The sequence below is a fragment of the Micromonospora sp. DT43 genome (assembly GCF_049841645.1).
Taxonomy (GTDB): Bacteria; Actinomycetota; Actinomycetes; order Mycobacteriales; family Micromonosporaceae; genus Micromonospora.
The window spans coordinates 537,873-561,484 of sequence record NZ_JBNCKR010000002.1 but is presented as its reverse complement, the minus strand read 5'-3'; the positions used below and the strand labels follow the sequence as shown (position 1 = coordinate 561,484).

21 protein-coding genes and 1 pseudogene are annotated in these 23,612 nt (G+C 70.8%); 16 read left to right on the top strand and 6 right to left on the bottom strand.

Annotated elements, in window-relative coordinates; translation table 11 throughout:
- Nucleotides 1–2 precede the first annotated feature (2 nt).
- Entirely contained in the window at nt 3–611 is a 609-nt protein-coding gene (locus tag ACLQ26_RS06605; protein WP_425743573.1) for a hypothetical protein, read from the bottom strand.
- Complete coding sequence (locus tag ACLQ26_RS06600; RefSeq protein ID WP_425743572.1) at nt 608–1,960, bottom strand: hypothetical protein; 1,353 nt, start codon at nt 1,958–1,960, stop codon at nt 608–610. Before ACLQ26_RS06600 ends, ACLQ26_RS06605 begins: the two co-directional genes overlap by 4 nt.
- Nucleotides 1,961–2,061: 101 nt before the next feature.
- Here ACLQ26_RS06600 and ACLQ26_RS06595 point away from each other — a divergent pair, with 101 nt between their 5' ends.
- From ACLQ26_RS06595 to ACLQ26_RS06585, 3 genes are all read left to right on the top strand, one after another.
- The gene (locus tag ACLQ26_RS06595; RefSeq protein WP_425743571.1) at nt 2,062–2,592 is read left to right on the top strand and encodes an adenylate kinase; all 531 of its coding nucleotides are present in this window, start codon (nt 2,062–2,064) and stop codon (nt 2,590–2,592) included.
- Entirely contained in the window at nt 2,589–2,711 is a 123-nt protein-coding gene (locus ACLQ26_RS06590) for a hypothetical protein (RefSeq protein WP_425743570.1), read from the top strand. Before ACLQ26_RS06595 ends, ACLQ26_RS06590 begins: the two co-directional genes overlap by 4 nt.
- A 313-nt stretch (nt 2,712–3,024) precedes the next feature.
- Nucleotides 3,025–3,393 carry a hypothetical protein gene (locus ACLQ26_RS06585; protein ID WP_425743797.1) on the top strand — a complete coding sequence of 123 codons (369 nt, stop codon included), beginning with the start codon at nt 3,025–3,027 and terminating at the stop codon, nt 3,391–3,393.
- Between the two features lie 55 nt (nt 3,394–3,448).
- On the opposite strand, the pseudogene ACLQ26_RS06580 reads toward ACLQ26_RS06585, so the two are convergent.
- The 4 genes and pseudogenes from ACLQ26_RS06580 to ACLQ26_RS06565 form a co-directional block, all read right to left on the bottom strand.
- Nucleotides 3,449–3,976 (bottom strand): annotated as a pseudogene (locus ACLQ26_RS06580) (ice-binding family protein); the annotation flags it as partial.
- Nucleotides 3,977–4,294: 318 nt separating this feature from the next.
- Nucleotides 4,295–4,945: a class I SAM-dependent methyltransferase gene (locus tag ACLQ26_RS06575; RefSeq protein ID WP_425743569.1), complete on the bottom strand. Its 651-nt coding sequence runs from the start codon at nt 4,943–4,945 to the stop codon at nt 4,295–4,297.
- A gap of 291 nt (nt 4,946–5,236) precedes the next feature.
- The gene (locus ACLQ26_RS06570; RefSeq protein ID WP_425743568.1) at nt 5,237–7,432 is read right to left on the bottom strand and encodes a hypothetical protein; all 2,196 of its coding nucleotides are present in this window, start codon (nt 7,430–7,432) and stop codon (nt 5,237–5,239) included.
- A gap of 178 nt (nt 7,433–7,610) precedes the next feature.
- Complete coding sequence (locus ACLQ26_RS06565; RefSeq protein WP_425743567.1) at nt 7,611–8,537, bottom strand: AraC family transcriptional regulator; 927 nt, start codon at nt 8,535–8,537, stop codon at nt 7,611–7,613.
- Between the two features lie 82 nt (nt 8,538–8,619).
- Between ACLQ26_RS06565 and ACLQ26_RS06560 the strand changes: the two genes are divergently transcribed.
- The 13 genes from ACLQ26_RS06560 (at nt 8,620) to araA (ending at nt 23,607) form a co-directional block, all read left to right on the top strand.
- Complete coding sequence (locus ACLQ26_RS06560; protein ID WP_425743566.1) at nt 8,620–9,588, top strand: SDR family NAD(P)-dependent oxidoreductase; 969 nt, start codon at nt 8,620–8,622, stop codon at nt 9,586–9,588.
- Between the two features lie 94 nt (nt 9,589–9,682).
- Entirely contained in the window at nt 9,683–10,876 is a 1,194-nt protein-coding gene (locus ACLQ26_RS06555) for an FUSC family protein (protein WP_425743565.1), read from the top strand.
- A gap of 66 nt (nt 10,877–10,942) precedes the next feature.
- Entirely contained in the window at nt 10,943–11,470 is a 528-nt protein-coding gene (locus ACLQ26_RS06550) for a hypothetical protein (RefSeq protein ID WP_425743564.1), read from the top strand.
- A gap of 59 nt (nt 11,471–11,529) precedes the next feature.
- Entirely contained in the window at nt 11,530–12,372 is an 843-nt protein-coding gene (locus ACLQ26_RS06545) for a DUF4097 family beta strand repeat-containing protein (protein ID WP_425743563.1), read from the top strand.
- A gap of 34 nt (nt 12,373–12,406) precedes the next feature.
- Nucleotides 12,407–13,396, top strand: coding sequence for an ATP-binding cassette domain-containing protein (locus ACLQ26_RS06540; protein WP_425743562.1), 990 nt, complete (start codon nt 12,407–12,409; stop codon nt 13,394–13,396).
- A complete protein-coding gene (locus ACLQ26_RS06535) occupies nt 13,393–14,181 on the top strand; it encodes an ABC transporter permease (RefSeq protein ID WP_425743561.1) in 789 nt (262 codons plus the stop codon). The genes ACLQ26_RS06540 and ACLQ26_RS06535 overlap by 4 nt, the downstream gene beginning before the upstream one ends.
- A gap of 611 nt (nt 14,182–14,792) precedes the next feature.
- Nucleotides 14,793–16,475: a ribulokinase gene (araB, locus tag ACLQ26_RS06530; protein ID WP_425743560.1), complete on the top strand. Its 1,683-nt coding sequence runs from the start codon at nt 14,793–14,795 to the stop codon at nt 16,473–16,475.
- Nucleotides 16,472–17,164, top strand: a complete 693-nt coding sequence (locus ACLQ26_RS06525) for an L-ribulose-5-phosphate 4-epimerase (RefSeq protein ID WP_363682875.1) — start codon at nt 16,472–16,474, stop codon at nt 17,162–17,164. The genes araB and ACLQ26_RS06525 overlap by 4 nt, the downstream gene beginning before the upstream one ends.
- A 130-nt stretch (nt 17,165–17,294) precedes the next feature.
- The gene (locus ACLQ26_RS06520; protein WP_425743559.1) at nt 17,295–18,290 is read left to right on the top strand and encodes an ABC transporter substrate-binding protein; all 996 of its coding nucleotides are present in this window, start codon (nt 17,295–17,297) and stop codon (nt 18,288–18,290) included.
- Nucleotides 18,291–18,480: 190 nt separating this feature from the next.
- Complete coding sequence (locus ACLQ26_RS06515; protein WP_425743558.1) at nt 18,481–20,022, top strand: sugar ABC transporter ATP-binding protein; 1,542 nt, start codon at nt 18,481–18,483, stop codon at nt 20,020–20,022.
- Nucleotides 20,019–21,089, top strand: coding sequence for an ABC transporter permease (locus ACLQ26_RS06510; protein ID WP_425743557.1), 1,071 nt, complete (start codon nt 20,019–20,021; stop codon nt 21,087–21,089). Before ACLQ26_RS06515 ends, ACLQ26_RS06510 begins: the two co-directional genes overlap by 4 nt.
- On the top strand, nt 21,086–22,078 hold the full coding sequence (yjfF, locus tag ACLQ26_RS06505) for a galactofuranose ABC transporter, permease protein YjfF (protein WP_393295612.1): 993 nt from the start codon (nt 21,086–21,088) through the stop codon (nt 22,076–22,078). The genes ACLQ26_RS06510 and yjfF overlap by 4 nt, the downstream gene beginning before the upstream one ends.
- 26 nt (nt 22,079–22,104) lie before the next feature.
- The gene (gene araA, locus ACLQ26_RS06500) at nt 22,105–23,607 is read left to right on the top strand and encodes an L-arabinose isomerase (protein WP_425743556.1); all 1,503 of its coding nucleotides are present in this window, start codon (nt 22,105–22,107) and stop codon (nt 23,605–23,607) included.
- Nucleotides 23,608–23,612: the final 5 nt, after the last annotated feature.

Here is a 23,612-nt window from a genome sequence, read left to right as displayed (position 1 = left end):
CGTCACTCCCTCGACTTCCACATGTGCACGGTGCCGTTCTCGTCCTTGTAGGCGTGGACCTTGCCCGGCTGACCGAAGAACGCGACCCAGCCGGCGACCGCCGCACCGAGGATGACAAGCGGAATCCACTTCAGGATGTTGCCGATCAGCTGCCCGACGTTCATCGTCACGCTGAGCCGGAAGTTCACTGTGGCGTTGTTGAGCTGATCCCAGTACTGCGCGATCCGCGGGTCGTGCCCGTGCTCGGCGAAGTCGTCACTGCTCTCGTTGTCGGACACCTTGCCGCTGGCGGAGAAGACGAATGCGTTGCCGTCGGCGTCCACGAAGCCCGGCGTGGCCACCATCGCCCAACTGTGCGCGACGGCCCCGTTCTCGTGCACGTGCCCCTCGAACATGTAGAAACCGTCGCTGAACAGCCGCAGCCACGCGCTGCCCTTCACGCTGGAGGGCAGCAGGCTGCCGGAGAACCACTCGCTCGACGTCTGGTCCAGTTGCACCAGCAGCCGTTTGCTGGACCCGGTGGGGTGGCCGAGTTCGCCGCCGACCTCCCGCATGGTCATCGGCGCCTCGAACCGCAGGTACTTCCCGGCCGCCTGACGCAGGCTGGTCATGACGTGGTCACCAGGATCGGCACCAGCGCCCGGCCGGTCGGCAGCGGCCCCAGCGCCTTGCCCAGGATCGCACCGACCGCCTTGAGCGGGTCGGCCACCCGCATGGCGTGCCCCCGGGTGGGGGAGGTGGTCAGCAGGTCACCGGGACGCACCGCGCCGTGTGCCGCGTCGACCAGGCAGTAGACCTTGCCGGCCAGGGCCAGCGGCCGACGCTCGTCGCTGTCCGGACGCCGGTCCAGCACCATCGCCGGGGCGAAGCTGCCGGCTCCGGAGACCACGCCGGCCACCGCGCTGTCGTACGGCTTGTCGGCCAGCTCCAAGGCGCCGGTCTCGCCGATGACAAGCACCGCGCCCGGGATCGCCGAGTGCAGGTGGTCGGCCGCGACGTCGAACTCCTCGGCCAGGTCGGCGTTGCTGAGCGAGATGTCGCCGTGCACACCGTCGATGACAACTGTGTACGCCCGGGTGTCCGGATTGGCGAAGGACATCGAGCTCTGGTCGCCACTGATCCCGACGGTGTACGTGCGGGTCTTGCTGTGGCAGAACTTGATGTGGTTGTTCGTACCGTCAAGGTCGACCTGGTTCGCCGCGACGATCTTGGAGCTGACCGCGTTCGTCGCGGACATGTTCGTCGCCGTGACGCTGGGGCTGTTCAGGTTGTTGGCTGCCCACAGGTCACCAGTCGTTCCGTTGAGCAGCAGCTTGTACTGCCGCGTGTCCGGGTGGGCGAAGGACATCGAGCTGTGCTCGCCGTCGATGCCGACGGTGTAGGTGCGGGTCTTGCTGTGGCAGAACTTGATGTGGTTGTTCGGGCCGTCCAGGTCGACCTGGTTGGCGCTGAGGCTACGGCTGTTGACGTTGTTGGCCGCCCACAGGTTGCCGTTCTGCCCGTCCAGGATGGTCGTGTACGCGCGCTTGTCGTTCGCCAGGCTGATGGTGCTGGTGCCGCCGTTCATCCCGATCGTGTACGCGCGGGTGGTGAAATTGGTGAGCACCAGGCCGTTCTCCGCGCCGTCGAGCACGACGGCCCGGGCGGCGACGGTGTCGGCGGTGATGGTCGTCGGCGTCGGCGTCGGCGTCGGCGTCGCTGTCGGGGTGGCAGGTGCCGACTGGGCGTCGCCTCTGGTGACCGGGGCCGCCGTGGCGGGCGACCCCTCGGCGCGCTGCGCCTGCTCCGCCTGGCGGGCCTGCTCGGGTGCCCGCAGCGGGGGCGGCGCCGGCGCGGCGATGTCCGCCCGGGCCGGCGCGTCGTCGGTCCGCTGCGGCGGCGTGATCGGTGTCGTGGTGGGCCGGGCGATCGCCTCGGCGCTGTCCGGGCTGGTGGCCTTCGCGGCCTCGTTGCTTGTCATGAGTCCATTGCAGCGGCCGGCCGGCCATGGATCGTCCGCAGCCACTACGTAGCTTGGTCCGCCCGACTACGCAGTGGCCGGCGGCGGCGTACGCTGCCGCGATGACCGCAGCGCGTCGCATCCTGGTCTACGGGGTGTACGGCGCCGGCAAGTCCACTCTCGCCGCGCGGTTGTCACAGCGCCTCGACTTGCCGTGGTATCCGGTGGACGACCTGCTGTGGCTGCCGGGGTGGGTCGAGGTGCCGGTCGCCGAGCAGCGCCGTCGGATCGAGGAGATCTGCCGCCGGGACACCTGGATCCTCGACGGCGCGTACCACGGCTGGCGGGACGTGCCGTTGGCGCGCGCCGAGCTGGTGGTCGCCCTGGACTACCCGCGGTGGCGCTCGTTCTGGCGGCTGCTGCGCCGTACGCTGCGCCGCCTGGGCACCGGCGAGGTGATCTGCAACGGGAATCGCGAGTCAGTGGGCAGTGTGCTGTCGGGGGACTCGATTCTGCTCTGGCACGTCGCCGCGTTCGGCCGGGCGCGGCGGCGGATGCGGGCCTGGCAGGCCGACCCGACCGGGCCACCGGTGCTGCTGTTCGCGAGGCCGGAAGCCCTGGACGACTGGCTGGCGGGCCTGCCGACCCGATGACGGACCCTACCGCCGTCGCCCAGCTGGCCTGTGGCGGCACCCCGGACGCCGACGCCGCGACCCGCGCCCTCGATCGGTGGCAGCTGAGCAACTCGACACGCCGCGCACCGCCCTGCTGAGCTGCCACCGATCGCCGCCCCGGCTCCCGTCCGACGAGTCGGCGCCGTCTGTGAACGAGGGCAGTGCCGACCCGGTGGCCGACGCGACGCAGCCTGCGTACGCCTGGACGACCGCCCGCAGACCGATGTCGATCGGGGCCCGGCCGGCAGGACACACCGGCCGGGCCCGTCGATCAGGAGATCTGCGACCGTCGGCGCCGGGCGAGGAAGAGCACGAGTCCGCCCAGGGCGACCAGGACGCTTCCGACACCCGTCATCGCAGGTACCGCACCGCTGCCGGTGACCGGCAGGACAGGTTGGTCCGATCCACCGGGTGCGCCCCGTTCACCGCGTGCACCGGGGCTACCGGGTGCTCCCGGACTTCCGGGTGCCCCAGGGCTACCGGGCGCTCCGGGCGCTCCGCGTGCCCCAGGGCTACCGGGCGCTCCGGGGCTGCCGGGTGCTCCCGGACTTCCCGGCGCTCCGGGGCTGCCGGGCGCTCCGGGCGCTCCCGGACTTCCGGGTGCTCCGGGCGCTCCCGGACTTCCGGGTGCTCCGGGGCTGCCGGGCGCTCCGGGGCTGCCGGGTGCTCCGGGTGCTCCGGGGCTGCCGGGTGGGCCGGAGGGTCCGGCCGGTCCGGTGGGTCCCGCTGGTCCGGTCGGTCCGGGAGGACCGGTCGGCCCGGCGCACACCGGCGCGGTGATGGTGTTGGTGTCGAGGGTGACGGCCTCGGTTCGCGCCAGCGCGCGGCCCTGCAGGGTCGCGCCCGTGGCCATCGTGATCGCGGCCTGGGCCATGATGGTGCCGATGAAGGTGGTGCTCGTGCCGATCGTCGCCGAGCTGCCGATCTGCCAGAACACGTTGCAGGCCGATGCTCCGTTGATCAGGACGACGCTGCTGCTCGACGCCGTCGTCAGCGACGAGTCGATCTGGAAGATGAACACGGCCGCGGGGTTGGCCTGGCCGTTGAGTGTCAGTGCCCCGGTGAGCTGCGCGGCCCCGATCCGGTAGACGCCCGCGTTGAGTGTGTTACCTCCGAGTTCCGCGGGCAGGTTGGTGAACGGGGTCCGGCCGGCGGCATCGTTGTAGGCGGTGGTCAGGTCGCTCTGGGCCTGGAGCGCCACCGCGTCGCCGAGGTGGATCTCACCACCGATGGTCGCCGTTTCGAAGCCCGACGAGGTGCTGCCGGGAAATCTGCCGAGGCTCTGGGCGAGGAAGCTCGGGCCGGTGTTGGTCGGTTCGGCTCCGGCCAGGACGGAGAAGTTGCCGGCCGTCCCCAACCCCACCGGGGCATCGGCCGCGTTGGCGGCGGTCGAGCTGAAGAGAAGCAGGCTTGCGGCCGTGGCGACGGCCGCGGAGGCCCCGAGGGCCGGCAGGATCGCCCGCCTGAGATGACGAATGGGTTGTGCTGTCACAGATCAACCTCCGTGCTGAAACTCGCAGGAGGCGTGGCGCGTCCTGCTCAGAACGGCCTGGTGACACGGGCCGGGTGCGTTGACCACGACATCACGGGATCGGTGCATTTGTCATAAAAACGGGACAATAAGGAGTAAATGCGAGGTAGGGCGAGGTTCGCATTCGCGTCATCCACACAGGCCGGACGCTCAGTGCGGCCGCTGCTCCACGTGGGTCGCCCGGCCGAGCACGCACGGCGAGGAGGGGCTGGAACTGGTGGCGGGGAACCGGAAGCGGCGCACCTCGTCGATGGCGAACCCGGCGGCTCCGATGGCGGCCACGGTGTCGCGGCCGGTGTGGCAGCCGGCGAACAGTTTCGGCCAGACCGTGGCGTCGAGCAGCCGCTGGACCCGGCGCAGAGGGCCGGGCTCCTCGGCGGCGACGTGCTCGAAGAAGCGCAGCTGCCCGCCCGGGCGCAGCACACGATGGATCTCGGCGAGCGCGGCCGTCTGGTCGGGCACGGTGCACAGCACCAACGCGATCACTGCGGCGTCGAACTCGCCGTCCCCGGCGGGTAACGCCTCGGCCAGGCCGTCGACGACCGTGACCGGCACCGGTGCGGTCCTGGCGGCCCGGACGGCGGCGGCACGCAGCCGTGGCTCCGGCTCCACCGCGACAACCTCGGTCACCGCCCGGGGGTAGTGGGCGAACATGCGTCCGTTGCCGGCGCCTACCTCGATCACCCGGCCGGTCAGGCCGGCGGCCACGTCACGGCGGAACGCGGCGGTGCCGGCGCGGTCCATGGCGACGGAGAGCCGCTCGTAGACCCGGGCGAACAGCGGGTGGGAAACCGCGGCCACGTCGACCTCCAGAGGTGAGCGGAGCTGCTCCGAGGGCAAGCCGCCCCCCGACGAGCACGCTAGCCAGGCCACCGGACGACCACAATCATGAGCGGCAATGTCCCGGCACCGCGTTTCACGCTCCGTAGGCTGATCTCCTCCTTGCGGGTCCGCGACGCTGGGCGAGCGCTCACTCGTCCCTGCCGACGGCGCTCGCATTCCCCAGGACCCGCCTGGACGACCGGCGCGCCCGGACGGCGCGATGGGTGCGGGCCAGGAGAACCTGCCCTGCCGGCGCGGTGATCACTCGCGTCACTCGGGCGGCGCGTGCCGCAGGCGCTGCGCCAACTCCCGTACCGCCTCGACGAATCGCTCGTCGGATTCGGACCGCCAGTGCCCCTGGATCGGTGGGGGAACACTGTCGCCCGGCGGCGTCACCACGTCGCTGGGATCGCGCTCCCGGCGGTCCACCGCCGCGGCCGGGTCACCCTCGGGCATCGCTGACTCCCGGTCTGGAAAGACGCGCCCACCGATCGGGTCGGTGTCGCGCCACAGGTTCACCCACCGCCAGCCGACCCGACGGCCGATCTCGTGCAGCACCGCGTCGTCGATGTACGCGGGAAACAGTCGCGCGTAGAGCCGGCGCAGCGGTGAGCCGTGCGTGAGCAGCGCGATCCGGCTGCCGATCCGGGGCGGTAACTGGAGTACGGCCGCAGCGAGCAGGACCGAGCCGTGGCTGTGTCCGGAGAGCAGCACGGCGTTGCCGCGCTCGACCAGGTAGGTGATGCGTCGCGTCAGCTCCGGCACGGCCCGCTCGGCGTAGCAGGGCGGGGCGAACGGGTGGGCCGCCCGGGGCCAGAAGGTCCCGAGGTCCCAGATGACGCCGACGTGCCGCCGGAACCCCTCGGTGCGGTAGGCGAAGACTCCGCCGAGTACCAGGCCGAGGATGGCCGCTGCTTTCGCCCAGCTGGCGAACGCGATGGCGAAGGTGATCGCGTCGGACGGCAACCGGGCGTACCGCTCGACGACGTCGCCCGGAAACAGCCCCAGCAGATCGAGGGTGGTGGTGGCGGAGCCGATCCCGGCGAGACAGCCGAAGACCACGGCCAGCAGCACCAGGCGTTCGGTGAATCTGGCTCGGGCCAGTGCGTCACGGACCTGGCGCAGTCGCGCTGTGGCCTCCGCCGGCGCGTTCGGGTAGTCGCGCGCGATGATCGCCGCCGCCGCGCGGCGGCGGCCGGGGCGGGAGACGATGACGACCAGGCCGGCGACGAGCGCCGTGACCACCGCGGTGCGGAGAAAACCGAAGGTCGCCCAGGTGTACGCCCGGGGCGGGCCGGTCGCGATGCCCTCCCCGGTCGGCAGGTCGCGGTCGAGGTAGTCCGCCACCCGGTAGACGAGTTCGGCGGAGTACGCCACCGCCGTGCTGATCCCCGTGGCAGCGATGACCAACGCTCCCAGTCCGAACAGTGGGCTGCCTCCGCGCCGCCAGAGCAGGACGACACCGAGAGCAGCCAGCAGGGTCGTCTGGGCGGAGAACAGCCAGATCAGGGTGGCGTCGTAGCCGGGCAGGGCATCCACCTCGCGCCAGGTGGCGGTGCTGGTCAGCACATGGGCCACGACCACGACGGTCAGGATGATCGCTGTCGTCCGGAGGGCGGTGGTGATCGCGTCGAGCCGCCGGTCGGTGGGGGATCGATCGATCAACGGTGGCGTGCAGAGCAGCACCACGCAGGCCGCCAGGAGCACGCCGGTGGCCACCGCCAACACGACCGTGGCGGTCGACGCGCCTTTCGCGGCGCGGGCGGCGAGCAGGACGAGGCTGAGCGTCCCGAACGCGGCCGCGACGTGTATGGACCGCAGGCGTCCGACGAGCGGTTCGGAGTCCCACGTGCCGACAGTGCTGAGTCGATGTCCGGAGACCTCCTCGTCGGGCGCGCGGAACGCCTCGAACGACCGCCCGGGGCGGTTGCTGAGCCGCCAGATCAGGCCGATCGCGACGGCCGGTACCAGCGCGAACACCGCCAGCCGTCGCCCGAGGGGCTGCCCGCTGAACCAGGACAGCCAACTGCGACCGGCCAGGCAGCGGGGCGAGTTCAGGCAGTGCCACGCGACGAGGTCGAGGGCGACACCGGCGATGGCGAGCACGTAGAGCGCGGTGAGCGTCAGCGCCAGCACCCGGCACAGGGACTTGACTACGGCCTCCGAGCGGGGGTTCGCCGGACGCATCCAGATCGCCACGTTGACCAGCAGGTACGGCAACAGGAGCACCAGCGCCAGGGTCCGGCCCACGGTCCCGGAGGGGAGGTCGCCCCAGCGGTACGCCTCCAGCGTCACGCCGCGCGCCTCGGGGGTGGACCAGTGAGGGCGGACGCGGACGAAGCCGCCCACGCGGTCGCCGGCGACCTGCACCGTCCGCTCCAGGCCGAGCACCTGCTCGGTGCTCGCGCCGGAGACGCCGTGCACCCGCAACTCCACGATGTCGCCGAAGGTGTCGGGCTCGCTCACCCGCGCTGATCCATCAGCCATCGCCCCCCGAGGCGTCCGGCCGTCCGGTGCCGGCGTCCCGCCGCGGTTGGCCCCACCACCCGCGTGGCAGACCGGGGTCTACCCCGTCCGGACACGCCCAATCGCGCAGGCGGCGCCCGCGGTGTCCGGGCCGCTCGCGGCGGTGCCGCCGGGTCGCCTACCCGGCCCGGATGCCTCCGGCCACCTGTCTGCGGTAGGCGCGGGGCGAGACGCCTGTGACGCGTTTGAAGGCGACGCTGAGCGCGCTCTCCGAGCCGTACCCGACGGCCAGGGCGATGGTGGCGACGGTGTCCGAGCCGCGGCGGATACGGTCGGCCGCCAGTTCGATCCGCCAGCGCGTGAGGTACTCCAGCGGGCCCACGCCGACGACCTGCCGGAAGCGGGCGGCGAGCGTCGACCGGGAGACCGCGGCGGCGCGGGCGATCTCGTCCACCGTCCAGGACTGCGCGGGTCGTCCGTGCATCGCCCGCAGTGCGGGGGCCACCACCGGATCGGCGAGCCCGGCCAGCCAGCCGGACGTGTGCTGGGGATCGCGGGCCAGGTGCAGCCGCAGGACCTGGATCAGCAGGACGAGCGCCAGGTGTTCGGCGACGAGCCGCGACCCGAGCTGAGGCTGTCGCAGCTCGGTGTCGATCTCGTCGAGCGCCCATCGGATGGTGGCGGCCGCGGGCGTGTCGGCGGGCACGTGGATGATCGGCGGAAGGCTGTCCAGCAGGAGGCTGCGTCCCCGGTCGCCCAGGGAGAACGCGCCGCCGATGAGGAACATGTCGTCGCCGTCGCCCGCGTGCGCCACGCCGTCGGCGGCGGCGGCGAAGATCGGGTACGCCGGCTGGACCGGGGCGTCGGGGTCACTGAAGAGCGTGTACGCCACCGGCCGGGTCAGCAGGTAGCAGTCACCCTCGGCGAGGTCGATCGGCTCGGGCTCGCCGTCGACGCGCAGGAGGCACCGGCCGCGTCGGATGGCGTTGAACTTGGCCCCGGCCGGTGGGTCGAACCGGAGCGCCCAGCGACCACCGGCGACGAGGCCGGCGGAGACGTGACTCGTCGCGCCGAGCAACGCCAGTACGTCCTCGAGGGGATCCATCCGCACCGTCCTGGACTCTCGCGAAAGTAATGCGGACTCTAGACTATAGGCAGTCCAGCTTCGGGTTCATAGCCTGGGTGACATGACAACGAACCCACGCCTCACCACGTCGTTCACCGCCCGCACCACCGCCGCCGAGATCCTCGACGGCGTGGACCTCGGCGGGCGCCGGATGATCGTCACCGGCGGCGCCTCCGGCCTCGGTGTCGAGACCGTCCGCGCCCTGGCCGGTGCCGGCGCCGAGGTCACCGTCGCCGTCCGTGATCCGGAGCGGGCGGCCGCGCTCGTCGAGGAGTTCGCCACCGGCGCCACCCGCGGCGCCGTGCGCTCGGCCGCGCTCGACCTCGCCGATCTGGCGTCGGTCGACGCCTTCGTCGCGGCCTGGCGGGGCCCGCTCGACGCGCTTGTCGCCAACGCCGGCATCATGGCGCTTCCCACCCGGCAGCTCTCCGCGCAGGGCTGGGAACTCCAGCTCGCGACCAACTACCTGGGTCACTTCGCGCTCGCCGTCGGTCTGCACGACAACCTGCGCGCCGCCGGGGCGGCCCGGGTCGTGGTGGTCAGCTCGGGGGCGCACCTGGGCGCTCCGTTCGACGTCGAGGACCCCCAGTTCGAGCGGCGCCCGTACGACCCGTGGACGGCGTACGGGCAGTCGAAGACGGCGGACGTCCTGCTCGCGGTCGGCATCACCCGGCAGTGGGCGACGGACGGGATCACCGCCAACGCCCTCAACCCCGGGTACATCCACACCAACCTGCAGCGGCACCTCGACGACGACATGATGCGCGCGCTCGGCGCGATGGACGAGGCGGGCAACCTCGTCGTACCGGACTACTTCAAGACGCCCGCCCAGGGAGCGGCCACCACCGTCCTGCTCGCCGCGTCACCACTGCTCGACGGCATCGGCGGCCGGTACTTCGTCGACAACCAGGAGGCGGAGGTGGTGCCCGCGGGCTCGGACGCGAGCGGCGGGGTGGCGGCACACGCGGTCGACCCGGTTGCCGCGGAGCAGCTCTGGGCGTACGCCGAGAAGGTGCTTGCCGCGCGCTGAGCGCGACCGCCGTCGGACGCCGGGCGCGGCGCGGCAGCGCGTGGCCGCGCCCGGCGGCCAGGATTGATCGGGGTGCGGCCGGGTAGCCGCCGCCATGGTCGCTGCCGGTCGGCCCGGTACGGACGCGGGTGCCCCGGCGCGCGCCGCTCCGGCGACGACTGTCGCCCGACTCCGCGCCCGACTGTGGGGGACGCTGCGGGACCGGGCACGGCGGGTACGGGGCATCGGCGGCCTCGCTCTGCAGGCCGGTCTGGCCGCGGCGCTGTCCTGGCTGGTGGTGCGCCAGGTGCTGCACGTCTCGCAGCCGGTGTTCGCGCCGATCTCCGCGGTCTCGACCCTCGCCGCGTCGGTAGGCCAACGGCTGCGCCGCACCGTCGAGCTGATCATCGGCGTCACCGTGGGGGTGCTGGTCGGCGACCTGCTGCTCACGGTGACCGGCACCGGCTGGTGGCAGCTCGCCCTGATCGTCGTGCTGGCCATCCTCGTCGCGCTGTTCCTGGCCGGCAGCGCGGCGGTGGTGATCCAGGCCGGGGCGACGGCGGTGCTCATCGCCACGTTGAGTCCGTCCGTGCGGGACCTGGAGATTCCCCGTTTCGTGGACGCTCTCGTCGGGGGAGCGGTGGCGCTGCTGGTCACCGCCGTCCTCCTGCCGCTGAGCCCGCTGCGGGTGCTCAACCGGGCCGCGCGGCCGGTGTTGGACCTGCTCAGCACCACCCTCGAAGCCACCGCCGGCGCCTTGGCCGACGGCGACATCGACAGTGCGCTGACCGCCCGCACGAAGCTGCGGGAGAACAAGGACGAACTGCGGGCGCTCGTCGAGGCGACCCAGGGCGCCCGGGAGGCCAGCACGCTCTCGCCTGTGCACTGGCACGAGCGGCACGGGCCGGTAGGCCGGTACGCGCAGGCGGCGGCGCCGATCGACCGGGCGATGCGCAACGCCGGAACGTTGATCCGCCGCGCGGTGACGGTGATCGAGGACGGCGAGCCGGTCCCGAAGGCGCTGCCGGGGGCGGTCGCCGACCTCGCCGCCGCGGTACGACTGCTCAAGCGGCAGTTCGCCGCCGGTCACGAACCCACCGAGGCGCGGGCGCGGGCCCTGCGGGCGGTCTGCGCCGCCGGTGACGCCTATCGGGATGGGGTCGGCTTCTCCGGTGCCGTCGTGGTGGCGCAGGTCCGGACGACGACAAGCGATCTGCTGGTGGCCACCGGGCTGACGCAGGAGGTCGCGAACCGGCTGGTCCGCCGCGCGTTCGGGGGGCCGCAGCGCCCGGCCGGCGACCGTCGATGAACGGCATGGCAGCACGCTGAGCCATTGCTGTTGCATCCTGAGCCAAAGTGATGCCATGATGGTGCCATGGACTTGAGGCCGTACGTCGAGAACCTGCGCAACGAGTTCGCCGTGGCCGCCGAGGGCGTCGACCCCGAGGGGCGGGTGCTGGCCGAGCGACTCTTCACCCAGCTGGAGGCGGCGACCCACCTGACGCTGCTCGAGGCGCTGTCCGACGCGGCCGACGAGATCACCCGCGATCTCGCCCCCGGGTCGGTGCACGTCCGGCTGCGCGGGCGTGAGCCCAATTTCGTGGTGACGCCCGCGAACCTGCCGGCGGACGGCACGGGTGCGGCAAGCGAACCGCCTCCGGCGCCGGCGCCGCTGCTCCCGCCCGAGAACGACGAGGGCGGCACGTCCCGGATCAACCTCCGCCTTCCCGACCATCTCAAGGCCAGCGTCGACGGGGCCGCCAGCCGGGCCGGGTTGTCCGTCAACGCCTGGCTGGTGCGGGCCGTCGCCGCCGCCGTCGCGACCGGCGGCACGGACCGCCAGCCACCGCGCCGGCCCGAGCCGCCGCGGCCGGGTCAGCACGTCACCGGCTGGGCGCGCTGACCGCCGCGCCCTTCCCCCACCTCCGCTCCGCCATCGCTGACACCTTCCGGGAGACCACCATGCCTGTTTTCGACACACCAGAACCGATTTCCGTCCAGGTCGAGCTGCCCGTCGGGGACGCCTGGATCGCCGCTACCGACCGCACCGACACGGTGGTGCAGGTGCGACCCCGCGACCCGTCGAGCAAGGCCGACGTGAGCGCCGCGGAGCAGACCACAATCGAGTACGCAGCCGGCCTCCTGCGGATCCGGGTGCCGAAGAGCTGGCGCCGCTACGGCTTCGGCTCGGGGCCGTCGGTCGACGTCCTCATCGAGGTGCCGAGCGGCACGCGACTGCACGCCGAGGCGGCGTGGGCGGCGTTCCGCGGCGAGGGGCGGCTCGGCGAGTGCCGCATCAAGACCGGCAGCGGGATCCGGCTCGAGGAGACCGGGCCGCTGGAGATCGACAGCAGCCACGGCGAGGTCGCGGTGGAGCGCGTCACCGGTTCCGCCCGGGTGAAGGCATCCTCCGGCAAGGTGCGCCTCGGCACCGTCGACGGCACCACGGAGATCAAGAACTCCTCCGGTGACTGCTGGATCGGCCGCGGGGGCGGTGACGTCCGGGTCAACACCGCGTACGGCGACATCACCGTCGACGCGTCGATGGCCTCGGTGGCGGCACGCACCGCGTACGGCAACGTCCGGCTGGGCGAGGTCGTGCGCGGGTCGGTCGAGTCGCACACCTCGTACGGCGCGATCGAGGTCGGTGTCCGGCGGGGCACCGCCGCCTGGCTCGACGTCAGCTCGCGGCATGGGCGCGTGCACAACGCGCTCGAGTCGACCGACAGCCCGGCCGAGACCGACGAGACGGTCGAGATCCGCGCGAACACCTCCTTCGGCGACATCACGATCCGCCGTGCCTGACCGACCACGACCCCCCACCACGAATGAGGAGACCATGACCAGCAGCAGGAAACCCGCGATCGTCACCACGGAGCTGCGGAAGTCCTACGGCGACAAGGTCGTGCTCGACGGCATCGACCTGATGATCACCGAGGGAACGATCTTCGCGCTGCTCGGCCCCAACGGCGCCGGCAAGACCACCACCGTGCAGATCCTCTCCACCCTGCTCCGGGCGGACGCCGGCCACGCCCGCGTCCTCGGCCACGACGTGACACGCGAGCCCGACGCGGTACGCGACCTGATCGGCGTCACCGGCCAGTTCTCCGCCGTGGACAACCTGCTCACCGGTCGGGAGAACCTGAGCCTGATGGCGGACCTGTGTCACCTGGACAGGGCGATGGGCCGGCGACGAATCGCCGACCTGATCGAGCAGTTCGACCTCGCGGAGGCGGCGGACAAACCGGCCGCGACGTACTCCGGCGGCACACGCCGTCGGCTGGACCTCGCGATGACCCTGGTCGGCGACCCCCGCGTCATCTTCCTCGACGAGCCGACGACCGGCCTGGACCCGCGCAGCCGCCGCGCCATGTGGCACATCATCCGGGCCCTCGCCGCGGAGGGCGTCACCATCCTGCTGACGACGCAGTACCTGGAGGAGGCCGACCAGCTCGCCGACCGTGTCGCTTTCCTCGACCACGGCCGGCTGATCGCCGAGGGCACCCCGCACGAGCTCAAGCGGCTCATCCCGGGCGGTCACGTCGTGTTGCGGTTCGCCGACCAGGAGGGACTCGACGCGGCGACCCGTACGTTCTCGGCGGCCACCCGGGACGACGCCGCGCTGACCCTCCAGGTGCCCAGCGACGGCGGGGTGGGTTCGTTACGGGCCGTTCTCGACCACCTCGACCGCGACGCGATCACGGTGGCCGGCCTCGCCGTGCACACCCCCGACCTCGACGACGTCTTCCTCGCCCTCACCGGCCAACCAGACAGTCAATCCGACACCCGGGCCGGTCGGTCCGGCCAGGAAAGGGCTTCCGCGCGATGAGCACCCTCACCCTCGCCCTGCGTGACTCGAACACCATGCTGCGGCGCAACCTCCTGCACATGCGGCGCTATCCCTCGCTGACCCTCATGCTCATCGGCATACCTGTCATCCTTCTGCTGCTCTTCGTCTACGTCTTCGGCGGCACGCTCGGCGCCGGCCTCGGACCCTCCGGCGACCGCGCCGACTACGCCAACTACGTCACCCCCGGCATCCTGCTCATCACGGTGGCCAGCGCGGCGCAGGGCACCGCGATCTCGGTCGCCATGGACATGGCCGAGGGCATCATCGCCCGCTTCCGTACGATGGCGATCTTTCGACCGTCGGTGCTCACCGGTCACGTCGTGGGCAGTGTGCTCCAGACGATGCTCAGCCTCGCGGCGGTCACCGGCGTGGCGCTGCTCGTCGGGTTCCGTCCGACCGCCAACGCCGTCGAGTGGCTCGCCGCGGTCGGCGTCCTCGTCATGATCACCTTCGCGGTCACCTGGCTGTCGGTGGCTCTCGGCCTCGTCTCGAAGAGCGTGGAGACGGCCAGCAACCTGCCCATGCCGCTGGTGCTCCTGCCGTTCCTCGGCAGCGGGTTCGTCCCCACCGACTCCATGCCGACGCCGATACGTCTGTTCGCCGACTACCAACCCTTCACCCCGGTGATGGAGACCCTCCGGGGTCTCCTGTTCGGCACCGGCATCGGCGTCAACGGGCTCCTCGCGGTCGCCTGGTGTGCAGTCATCACCGTGGTCTGCTTCCTCTGGGCCAGGGCGCGCTACAACCGGGGCCGCGCCGCCTGACCCGGCCGGCCCCCGGCCCGGCCCACTGAGGCCGGGCCGGGCGCGCGATCGATTCGATGTCGCTGATGTGGCGGTGTCCCGACGACGGGACACCGCCACGTCGCCGATCTGGAGTCGACCACGAAACGTCGAATGTTATCGATAACACGCCGCGCGGGTCGGGTGCGTGAGGTGCATGTCGGCGGCCGGAGTAAGCGCTCATGGGCTCGGCGGCGGCCGTGGCGTACGCCATAGGTCTGATCCTGGGTGGGCGGCGGCCGCGGCGATGTTATCGCTGACATCGTCGCCGACCAGCGGACCGTCACCTTCGGACTGACGCGCCGCAGCGAGCGGGTGCGGTGCTGCCGTCGCCCGGATGGTCGAGCAGTGCGGGGCCGACGGCCGGCCGAGGAGGCGTCTGTCGTCGCCGACCCGATGCCAGCCTTCGGCGCGGCACCGGCAGGGCGGAGTCGAAATAGCGGACTTTGCACCAGTCCGCTGCGGAAGCGCCCGGCTCGGCCCGCCCGAACCGGCGCGCCCCCCGCGTTCCGTTACGGAGCTGTTGCAGGTAGATGTCTTGACGAGGCTGGATGTGAGCGTTAACACTATCCCCGTTAACGGTGGAGGTGAACATGGAGCGTATGGACGGAGCTGCAGAAAGCTACGTCGTGGGTGTCGATTTCGGCACTCTCTCCGGGCGGGCCCTCGTGGTCCGGGTTTCTGACGGTGCCGAGCTGGGGACCGCAGTGCACGAGTACGGCGACGCGGTCATCAGCGCGACGCTGCCCGGAGGTCGGCCGCTGCCCCCGGACTGGGCGCTGCAAAATCCGGAGGACTACCGCGACGTGCTGCGCAACGCCGTCCCGGCGGCGGTGTCCGCCGCGGGGGTGGACCCCGCGGCTGTGGTGGGCATCGGCATCGACTTCACCGCCTGCACCGTGCTGCCGACCGACGCCGACGGCACCCCGCTGTGCGAGGCTCCCGACCTGCGCGACCGGCCGCACTCGTGGGTCAAGCTGTGGAAGCACCACGCCGCGCAGCCGCACGCCGACCGGATCAACGCGCTGGCCCACGAGCGGGCCGAGCCGTGGATCGGCCGGTACGGCGGCAAGATCTCCGCCGAGTGGCAGTACGCCAAGGGTCTGCAGATGCTGGAGGAGGACCCGGAGGTCTACCACCGGGCCGAGCGGTTCATCGAGGCCGCCGACTGGATCGTCTGGCAGCTCAGCGGCGTCGAGACCCGTAACGTCTGCACCGCCGGATACAAGGGCATCCTGCAGGACGGGCAGTACCCGTCCGAGAGCTTCCTGACCGCGCTCAATCCCGACTTCGGCGACTTCGTGGCCAAGCTCGACGGTCCGCTGCTGCCGCTCGGCGCCCGCGCCGGCACGCTCACGGCCCGCGCCTCGGCCTGGACGGGTCTGCCGGAGGGGATCGCGGTGGCCGTCGGCAACGTCGACGCGCACGTCACCGCGGCGTCCGCGCAGGCCGTGGAGCCCGGTCGGCTGGTCGCCATCATGGGCACCTCGACCTGCCACGTCGTCAACGGCGCGGAGGTCGCCGAGGTGGCCGGCATGTGCGGTGTCGTGGACGGCGGCATCAGCCCCGGCGCCTGGGGTTACGAGGCCGGGCAGAGCGGCGTCGGCGACATCTTCGGCTGGTTCGTCGAGCACGGCGCTCCCGCCGGGTTCGACTCGCACGAACGGCTCACCGAGCTCGCCGCCGGCCAACCGGTCGGCGCGCACGGCCTGGTCGCGTTGGACTGGTGGAACGGCAACCGGTCGCTGCTGGTCAACCACGACCTCAGCGGGATGATCGTCGGGATGACCCTGGCCACCCGCCCGCAGGACATCTACCGTGCGCTGCTGGAGTCCACCGCGTACGGCACCAGGATGATCATCGACGCGTTCGTCGAGGCCGGGGTGCCGGTGAACGACCTGGTGATCGCCGGCGGTCTCACCAACAACAAGCTGCTGATGCAGATCTACGCCGACGTGACCAAGCGACCGCTGAACATCATCGCGTCCGCGCAGGGGCCGGCGCTCGGGTCGGCGATCCACGCCGCCGTCGCCGCCGGGGCGTACCCCTCGATCCACGAGGCGTCGCAGGCGATGGGGCGTGTGCACGAGGCCGTCTACACACCGGATCCCGACCGGGCGCGCGCCTACGACGCCCTGTACGCCGAGTACCGGGCGCTGCACGACCACTTCGGTCGGGGTGGCAACGACGTCATGCTCCGCCTGCGGGCGATTCGTAACGCGGCCGTCGAGGCCGCCACGGTCACGCACGAGACCCCGCTGGAGGTCGTCGCATGAACGCAGAGGTGAGTCGACAGATCGCCGAGCTGCGCGAGACCGTCGCCCGGCTGCACACCGAGCTGACCCGCTACAACCTGGTCGCCTGGACGTCCGGCAACGTCTCCGCGCGGGTCCCCGGCCAGGACCTCATGGTGATCAAGCCGAGCGGGGTGGGCTACGACGACCTCACGGCCGACACGATGGTGGTCTGCGACCTCGACGGTGTCCTCGTCGAGGGTGATCTCGCCCCGTCCAGTGACACGGCCGCCCACGCCTACGTCTACCGGGCCATGCCCGAGGTCGGCGGCGTCGTGCACACGCACAGCTCGTACGCCAGCGCCTGGGCCGCCTGCGCAGAGGCGATCCCGTGCCACCTCACGGCGCAGGCCGACGAGTTCGGCGGGGAGATCCCGCTGGGCCCGTTCGCGCTGATCGGCGGCGACGACATCGGCAAGGGCATCGTCGCCACGCTCGCCGGGCACCGCTCACCCGCGGTGCTGATGCGCAACCACGGCGTCTTCACCATCGGCCGGGACGCCCGGGCGGCGGTCAAGGCCGCGGTCATGTGTGAGGACGTGGCCCGCACCTCGTACCTGGCGCGGACCCTCGGGAAGCCCGTGCCGATCGCGCAGGCCGACATCGACGCTCTCTACCACCGTTACCAGAACGTCTACGGCCAACAAACAGTCGCACCGGCGGGTTCCTGACCGTCTCCAGCGGCCATCCGGGCCCGCCGGTCTGCTCCACCGACGCACCAGCACGCACCACCCGCGTACGCCACCCTTCGCACGTCGGCGGCTCGCGCGGTCATCCACCACACCCAGCCAAGGAGAACTGATGAGAAAGTTGCGAACGCAGCGCGCTATCGCGGTCCTCGCCAGCGTGCTGCTCGTCGGCGGCGTGGCGGCCTGCGGCAACAGCGACACCGGCGGCGGCGGCGGCACCAAGGACGACGGCAAGATCACGATGGGCTTCTCGCAGGTCGGCGCGGAGAGCGGCTGGCGTACCGCGAACACCGTCTCGATCAAGGAAGCCGCCACCGCGGCCGGGATCGAGCTGAAGTTCGACGACGCGCAGCAGAAGCAGGAAAACCAGATCAAGGCGATCCGCAACTACATCCAGCAGAAGGTCGACGTGATCGCCTTCTCGCCGGTGGTCGAGTCCGGTTGGGACACCGTGCTCAAGGAGGCCAAGGACGCCAAGATTCCGGTCATCCTGACCGACCGCTCGGTCGACTCGGCCGACAAGAGCCTGTACAAGACGTTCCTCGGCTCGGACTTCGTCAAGGAGGGCAAGCTCGCCGGTGAGTGGCTGGTCGAGCAGAAGAAGGGCGCTACCGGCCCGGTGAACATCGTCGAGCTGCAGGGCAGCACCGGCGCGGCCCCGGCGAACGACCGCAAGAAGGGCTTCGGTGAGGCGATCGCCGCCAACCCGAACCTGAAGATCGTTGCCTCCCAGTCGGGCGACTTCACCCGCGCCGGTGGCAAGCAGGTCATGGAGCAGTTCCTCAAGGGCAACAAGCAGATCGACGTGCTGTTCGCGCACAACGACGACATGGGCCTCGGTGCGCTCGAGGCGATCACCGCCGCTGGCAAGGTGCCGGGCAAGGACATCACCATCATCACTGTCGACGCCGTCAAGGATGGCATGCAGGCCCTCGCCGACGGGAAGTTCAACTTCATCGCGGAGTGCAGCCCGCTGCTCGGCCCGCAGCTGATGGACCTGGCCAAGAAGGTCAAGGCCGGCGAGGAGGTGCCTGCTCGGATCGAGACCGAGGAGACCACCTTCACCCAGGCGCAGGCCAAGGAGGCTCTGCCCACCCGCAAGTACTGATCGACGTCGGGGGGCCGCCGCGCTCGCGCGGCGGCCCCGCCTCGTCGCCCCATAAACCCGAACGGACCGGGCATGACCCGCGATGACCCGCGCCACGCCCGCCCGAGCATCCCGCAGGGGCGGCCGGGCGGGCGTGATGGGAGCGCAGCGGCCCTTCCGCGTCGACAACCCCCAGAAGAGGTCTGATGGGATGACGGATAGCCGTCCGGTCCTGACGATGACCGGGATCAGCAAGTCCTTTCCCGGGGTGCGCGCACTCCACAACGTCAACTTCCAGCTCCTTCCCGGCGAGGTGCACGCCCTGATGGGCGAGAACGGCGCCGGCAAGTCGACCCTCATCAAGGTGCTGACAGGTGTCTACGACACCGACGAGGGCACGATCACCCTGGACGGGGAGCCGGTGTCCTTCACCGGGCCGATGCAGGCGAACGCCGCCGGGGTCAGCACCGTGTTCCAGGAGGTCAACCTCTGCACCAACCTCTCGGTGGCGGAGAACATCTTCATCGGCCGTGAGCCGCGGCTGCTCGGCGCCGTCCGCTGGGGTGAGGTTCGCCGCCGCGCCCGCGCCCTGCTCACCCGCCTCGACCTCGACCTCGACGTCAGCGCGCCGCTGGGCTCGTACTCCCTGGCGATCCAGCAGATGGTCGCCATCGCGCGCGCCATCGACATCAAGGCCCGGGTGCTGATCCTGGACGAGCCGACGTCCAGCCTCGACGCCGGCGAGGTGGCGCAGTTGTTCCGCATCATGCGGCAACTGCGCGACGAGGGCATCGCGATCCTGTTCGTGACCCACTTCCTCGACCAGGTCTACGAGATCGCCGACCGCATCACCGTGCTGCGCAACGGTGGGCTCGTCGGCGAATATCTCACCGCCGAGCTGCCCCAGCTCGGCCTCGTCGAGAAGATGATCGGCAAGGAACTCGACGTCCTCGAAGGGCTCGAGGAGCACTCCCGTCGGGATCTGGGCGCGCTGGAGGAGGGCACCCCCCTGGTGGCGGTGTCGAACCTCGGTCGGGCGGGCGCTGTCGCGCCGTTCAGCCTCACCATCCACTCCGGCGAGGTGGTGGGCCTGGCCGGTCTGCTGGGCTCCGGGCGTACCGAGGTGGCGCGACTCTTCTTCGGCGCCGACCGGGCCGACGGTGGGCAGGTCGCGATCGACGGCACGTCGAGCAGCCTGCGTACCCCCGCGCAGGCCATCGACCAGGGCGTCGGCTTCTGCTCGGAGAACCGCCGCGCCGAGGGCATCGTTCCCGAGCTGTCGGTCCGCGAGAACATCATCCTCGCGATGCAGGCCGCCCGTGGCTGGCTGCGGCCCATCCCGCGCCGCCGCCAGGACGAGCTTGTCGACAAGTACGTCAAGGCACTCAACATCCGTCCGGCGGACCCGGAGGTGCCGGTCCGAAACCTCTCCGGTGGCAACCAGCAGAAGGTGCTCCTGGCCCGGTGGCTGATCACCGAGCCGAGGCTGTTGATCCTCGACGAGCCGACCCGGGGCATCGACATCGGCGCGAAGACCGAGATCCAGAAGCTCGTCACGCAGCTGTCCGACGGCGGGATGGCGGTGCTGTTCATCTCCGCCGAGCTGGAGGAGGTGCTGCGCCTCAGCCACAAGGTGGCCGTCATGCGTGACCGGCAGATGGTCGCGCAGCTCGCCAACGACGAGAGCCTCAACGCCGACCGCATCATGCAGACCATCGCGAGTGGATCCCACCGCGAGGAGGCAGACCGATGAGCGACACCGTGAGCCGCTACCGGACGATCACCGGTCACCGGCTGTTCTGGCCCGCCGCCGTGCTGGTCGCCATGCTCGCCGCGAACACGATCTACCGGCCCGGGTTCCTGTCCATCGAGCTCAAGGACGGGCACCTGTACGGCTCGCCTATCGACATCCTGCGGTTGAGCGCGCCGTTGATCCTCGTCGCGCTGGGCATGACCCTTGTCATCTCGACCGGCGGCATCGACCTCTCGGTCGGCTCGATCTGTGCGATCAGCGGCGCGATGGCGTGCATGTACATCAGCAAGCAGCCCGACCAGAACAGTCTCACGGTGGTGCTGACCGCCCTCGCCATGGCGTTGGGGGTCGCGCTCGTGCTGGGCGTCTGGAACGGGGTGCTGGTGGCCGTGATCGGGATCCAACCGATCATCGCCACTCTGATCCTGATGGTGGCCGGCCGGGGTCTCGCCCAGCTGATCACCCAGGGTCAGATCATCACCATCAATTCCGGGCCGTTCCGGTCGATCGGGTTGGGTCACCTGTTGACCCTGCCGCTGGCGATCTTCATAGCCCTGGCCGCGGCACTGCTGGTCGCCGCGTTCACCCGCCGTACCGCGCTCGGCATGATCATCGAGTCGGTGGGCGGCAACGCCGAGGCCAGCCGACTCGCCGGCATCCGCTCCGGCCGGGTCATCTTCCTCGCGTACGTCGTCAGCGCCGTCTGCGCCGCGGTCGCCGGCTTCATGATGACGGCAAACGTCTCCAGCGCCGACGGCAACGCCGTCGGTCTCTGGGTGGAGTTGGACGCCATCCTCGCGGTCGTCATCGGTGGCACGTCCCTCGCCGGCGGCCGGTTCTTCCTGAGCGGCACCATCCTCGGCGCGCTGATCATCCAGACCCTGACCACCTCGGTGTACGCCATGAACATCTCGCCCCAGACCTCACTGCTGTTCAAGGCGGTAGTCGTCATCGCCGTCTGCCTCATCCAGGCGCCGGCCTTCCGGGCCAAGTTCAACAGGCGTCGAAGAAGCGCCCCGCCGCCGCGCCCCGTCGCCGACAAGCCGAAGGAGCAGGTGCCGGCATGACCACCGGATCGCTCACCGCCCCCCGTCGTACCCGGTTCCGGCTGCCGAGGAAGCAGATACCGGTCCTGGCGACGCTCGCCCTGCTCCTGGTGATGTACGCCATCGGGGTGTCGCAGTACACGGCGTTCTCCAACGTGCAGGTCATCTTCAACGTCTTCATCGACAACGGCTTCCTGCTCGTCGTCGCGGTGGGAATGACCTTCGTGATTCTCACCGGTGGCATCGACCTGTCGGTGGGGTCCGTCGTCGCCATGACGGCGATGGTGTCGGCGGACCTGTTGCAGAAGGGCCTGCCCGCAGCGCTCGTGCTCGTCATCGCGCTGCTCATCGGCCCGACGCTCGGCCTGTTGATGGGGTGTGCCATCCACTTCTTCGACATCCAGCCGTTCATCGTCACGCTCGCCGGGATGTTCTTCGCCCGGGGGATGTGCACGTTCATCTCCGGCTCGTCCATCCCGATCACCGACGGGTTCTGGACTCGGATGTCGCAGGAGCGGATCGGGAATTCCCAGGGCAACTTCGTCTCGATCAGCGTGTTGATCGCCTTCGCCGTGGTGCTCGTCGCGGCGTACGTGCTTGCCTACACCCGGCTGGGGCGCAACGTGTACGCGGTCGGCGGCAACCCCCAGTCGGCGCTGCTGATGGGCCTGCCGCTGGGGCGGACCCGGATCGCCGTCTACACGATCAGCGGCCTGTGCTCCGCGATCGGTGGCATCCTGCTGTCCTTCTACACCCTCTCGGGCGCGCCGCTGATCGCCGTCGGCATGGAGTTGGACGTCATCGCTGCCGTCGTGATCGGAGGCACCGTACTCACCGGTGGTTCGGGTTACGTCTTCGGCACGGTGCTCGGCGTGCTGGTGCTGGGTGTGATCCAGACCCTCATCACCTTCGACGGGAGTCTCAACTCCTGGTGGACCAAGATCGTGATCGGTGGTCTGCTCTTCGCGTTCATCCTCCTCCAGCGCCTCATCGGAATCCGTTACAAGTGACCGTTCCTCTCGCGGAAGGCAACCCCATGGCACCACAAACCCAACCCGAGATCTGGTTCCTCACCGGCAGCCAAGGCATGTACGGCGAGGAGACGCTCCGGCAGGTCGCCGAGCAGTCCCGCCAGATCGCGGCCGCGCTCGACGACTCGCCGCAGATTCCCGCCCGCGTGGTCTGGAAGCCCGTCCTGACCAACAGCGGCGAGATCCTGCAGGTCTGCCGGGACGCCGCCGCCCAGGGCGCCATCGGGGTCATCGCCTGGATGCACACGTTCTCGCCGGCCAAGATGTGGATCTCCGGTCTGGACGCCCTGCAGACGCCGCTGCTGCACCTGCACACCCAGGCGAACGTCCTGCTGCCGTGGGACGAGATCGACATGGACTTCATGAACCTGAACCAGGCCGCCCACGGCGACCGGGAGTTCGGGTACATCCAGACCCGTCTCGGTGTGGCCCGTAAGACGGTGGCCGGGCACGTCAGCGATCCTCGGGTGAGCACTCGGATCGGGGCGTGGGCCCGCGCCGCGCTGGGCTGGTCGGCGATGCGGTCGCTGCGGCTGGCCCGCTTCGGTGACAACATGCGCGACGTGGCGGTGACCGAGGGTGACAAGGTCGAGGCCGAGCTGCGGTTCGGGGTTTCGGTCAACACCTACGGCGTCAACGACCTGGTCGAGGTGGTCGGCGAGGTCGCCGACGCCGACGTGGACGAGCTGGTCAAGGAGTACGGCGACACCTACCGTGTCGGCGGCGACCTGCTTCCCGGGGGTGAGCGGCACGACTCGCTGCGCTACGCGGCCCGCCTGGAGATCGGCATGCGTTCCTTCCTGGAGGCCGGCGGCTTCCGGGCGTTCACCACGAACTTCGAGGACCTCGGTGGCCTGCGTCAGCTGCCCGGCATCGCCGTGCAGCGGCTGATGGCCGACGGCTACGGCTTCGGTGGCGAGGGCGACTGGAAGACGTCGGTCCTGGTCCACACCCTCAAGGCGATGTCCGTGGGGGTCGAGGGCGGCACGTCGTTCATGGAGGACTACACCTACGACCTCACCCCGGGCAACGAGCTGGTGCTCGGCGCCCACATGCTGGAGGTCTGCCCGACCATCGCCTCCGACGTGCCCAACGTGGAGATCCACCCGCTGAGCATCGGTGGCCGGGAGGACCCGGTCCGGCTGGTGTTCGACGCCGCACCCGGTCCGGCCGTGGTGCTCGGGCTCTCCGACATGGGGGAGCGCTTCCGGCTGGTGGCCAACGAGATCGATGTGGTGGCCCCGCCGCAACCGCTGCGCCGGTTGCCGGTCGCCCGTGCCGTCTGGCGTCCGCGCCCCGACCTGCCGGTCTCGGCCGAGGCGTGGATCACCGCGGGCGCCCCGCACCACACCGTGCTGTCGCAGGCGGTGGGCACCGAGGAGCTGCACGACCTGGCGGAGATGAGCCGCACCGAGCTGGTCGTCATCGACGCCGCCACGGAGTCGCGCCGCTTCGCCGACGAGCTGCGCTGGAACCAGGCCTACTACCGGCTGGCCCGCGGCTTCTGACCCGC

Bases quoted from the DNA above. Each gene is read 5' to 3' on its own strand.
- yjfF (WP_393295612.1), top strand. From the start codon at position 21,086: ATGACCACCGGATCGCTCACCGCCCCCCGTCGTACCCGGTTCCGGCTG.
- ACLQ26_RS06590 (WP_425743570.1), top strand. From the start codon at position 2,589: ATGACGGACCCTACCGCCGTCGCCCAGCTGGCCTGTGGCGGCACCCCG.
- ACLQ26_RS06595 (WP_425743571.1), top strand. From the start codon at position 2,062: ATGACCGCAGCGCGTCGCATCCTGGTCTACGGGGTGTACGGCGCCGGC.
- ACLQ26_RS06535 (WP_425743561.1), top strand. From the start codon at position 13,393: ATGAGCACCCTCACCCTCGCCCTGCGTGACTCGAACACCATGCTGCGG.
- araA (WP_425743556.1), top strand. From the start codon at position 22,105: ATGGCACCACAAACCCAACCCGAGATCTGGTTCCTCACCGGCAGCCAA.
- ACLQ26_RS06600 (WP_425743572.1), bottom strand. From the start codon at position 1,960: ATGACAAGCAACGAGGCCGCGAAGGCCACCAGCCCGGACAGCGCCGAG.
- ACLQ26_RS06540 (WP_425743562.1), top strand. From the start codon at position 12,407: ATGACCAGCAGCAGGAAACCCGCGATCGTCACCACGGAGCTGCGGAAG.
- ACLQ26_RS06565 (WP_425743567.1), bottom strand. From the start codon at position 8,537: ATGGATCCCCTCGAGGACGTACTGGCGTTGCTCGGCGCGACGAGTCAC.
- ACLQ26_RS06560 (WP_425743566.1), top strand. From the start codon at position 8,620: ATGACAACGAACCCACGCCTCACCACGTCGTTCACCGCCCGCACCACC.
- ACLQ26_RS06550 (WP_425743564.1), top strand. From the start codon at position 10,943: ATGGACTTGAGGCCGTACGTCGAGAACCTGCGCAACGAGTTCGCCGTG.
- ACLQ26_RS06520 (WP_425743559.1), top strand. From the start codon at position 17,295: ATGAGAAAGTTGCGAACGCAGCGCGCTATCGCGGTCCTCGCCAGCGTG.
- ACLQ26_RS06555 (WP_425743565.1), top strand. From the start codon at position 9,683: ATGGTCGCTGCCGGTCGGCCCGGTACGGACGCGGGTGCCCCGGCGCGC.
- ACLQ26_RS06515 (WP_425743558.1), top strand. From the start codon at position 18,481: ATGACGGATAGCCGTCCGGTCCTGACGATGACCGGGATCAGCAAGTCC.
- ACLQ26_RS06605 (WP_425743573.1), bottom strand. From the start codon at position 611: ATGACCAGCCTGCGTCAGGCGGCCGGGAAGTACCTGCGGTTCGAGGCG.
- ACLQ26_RS06525 (WP_363682875.1), top strand. From the start codon at position 16,472: ATGAACGCAGAGGTGAGTCGACAGATCGCCGAGCTGCGCGAGACCGTC.
- araB (WP_425743560.1), top strand. From the start codon at position 14,793: ATGGAGCGTATGGACGGAGCTGCAGAAAGCTACGTCGTGGGTGTCGAT.
- ACLQ26_RS06510 (WP_425743557.1), top strand. From the start codon at position 20,019: ATGAGCGACACCGTGAGCCGCTACCGGACGATCACCGGTCACCGGCTG.
- ACLQ26_RS06545 (WP_425743563.1), top strand. From the start codon at position 11,530: ATGCCTGTTTTCGACACACCAGAACCGATTTCCGTCCAGGTCGAGCTG.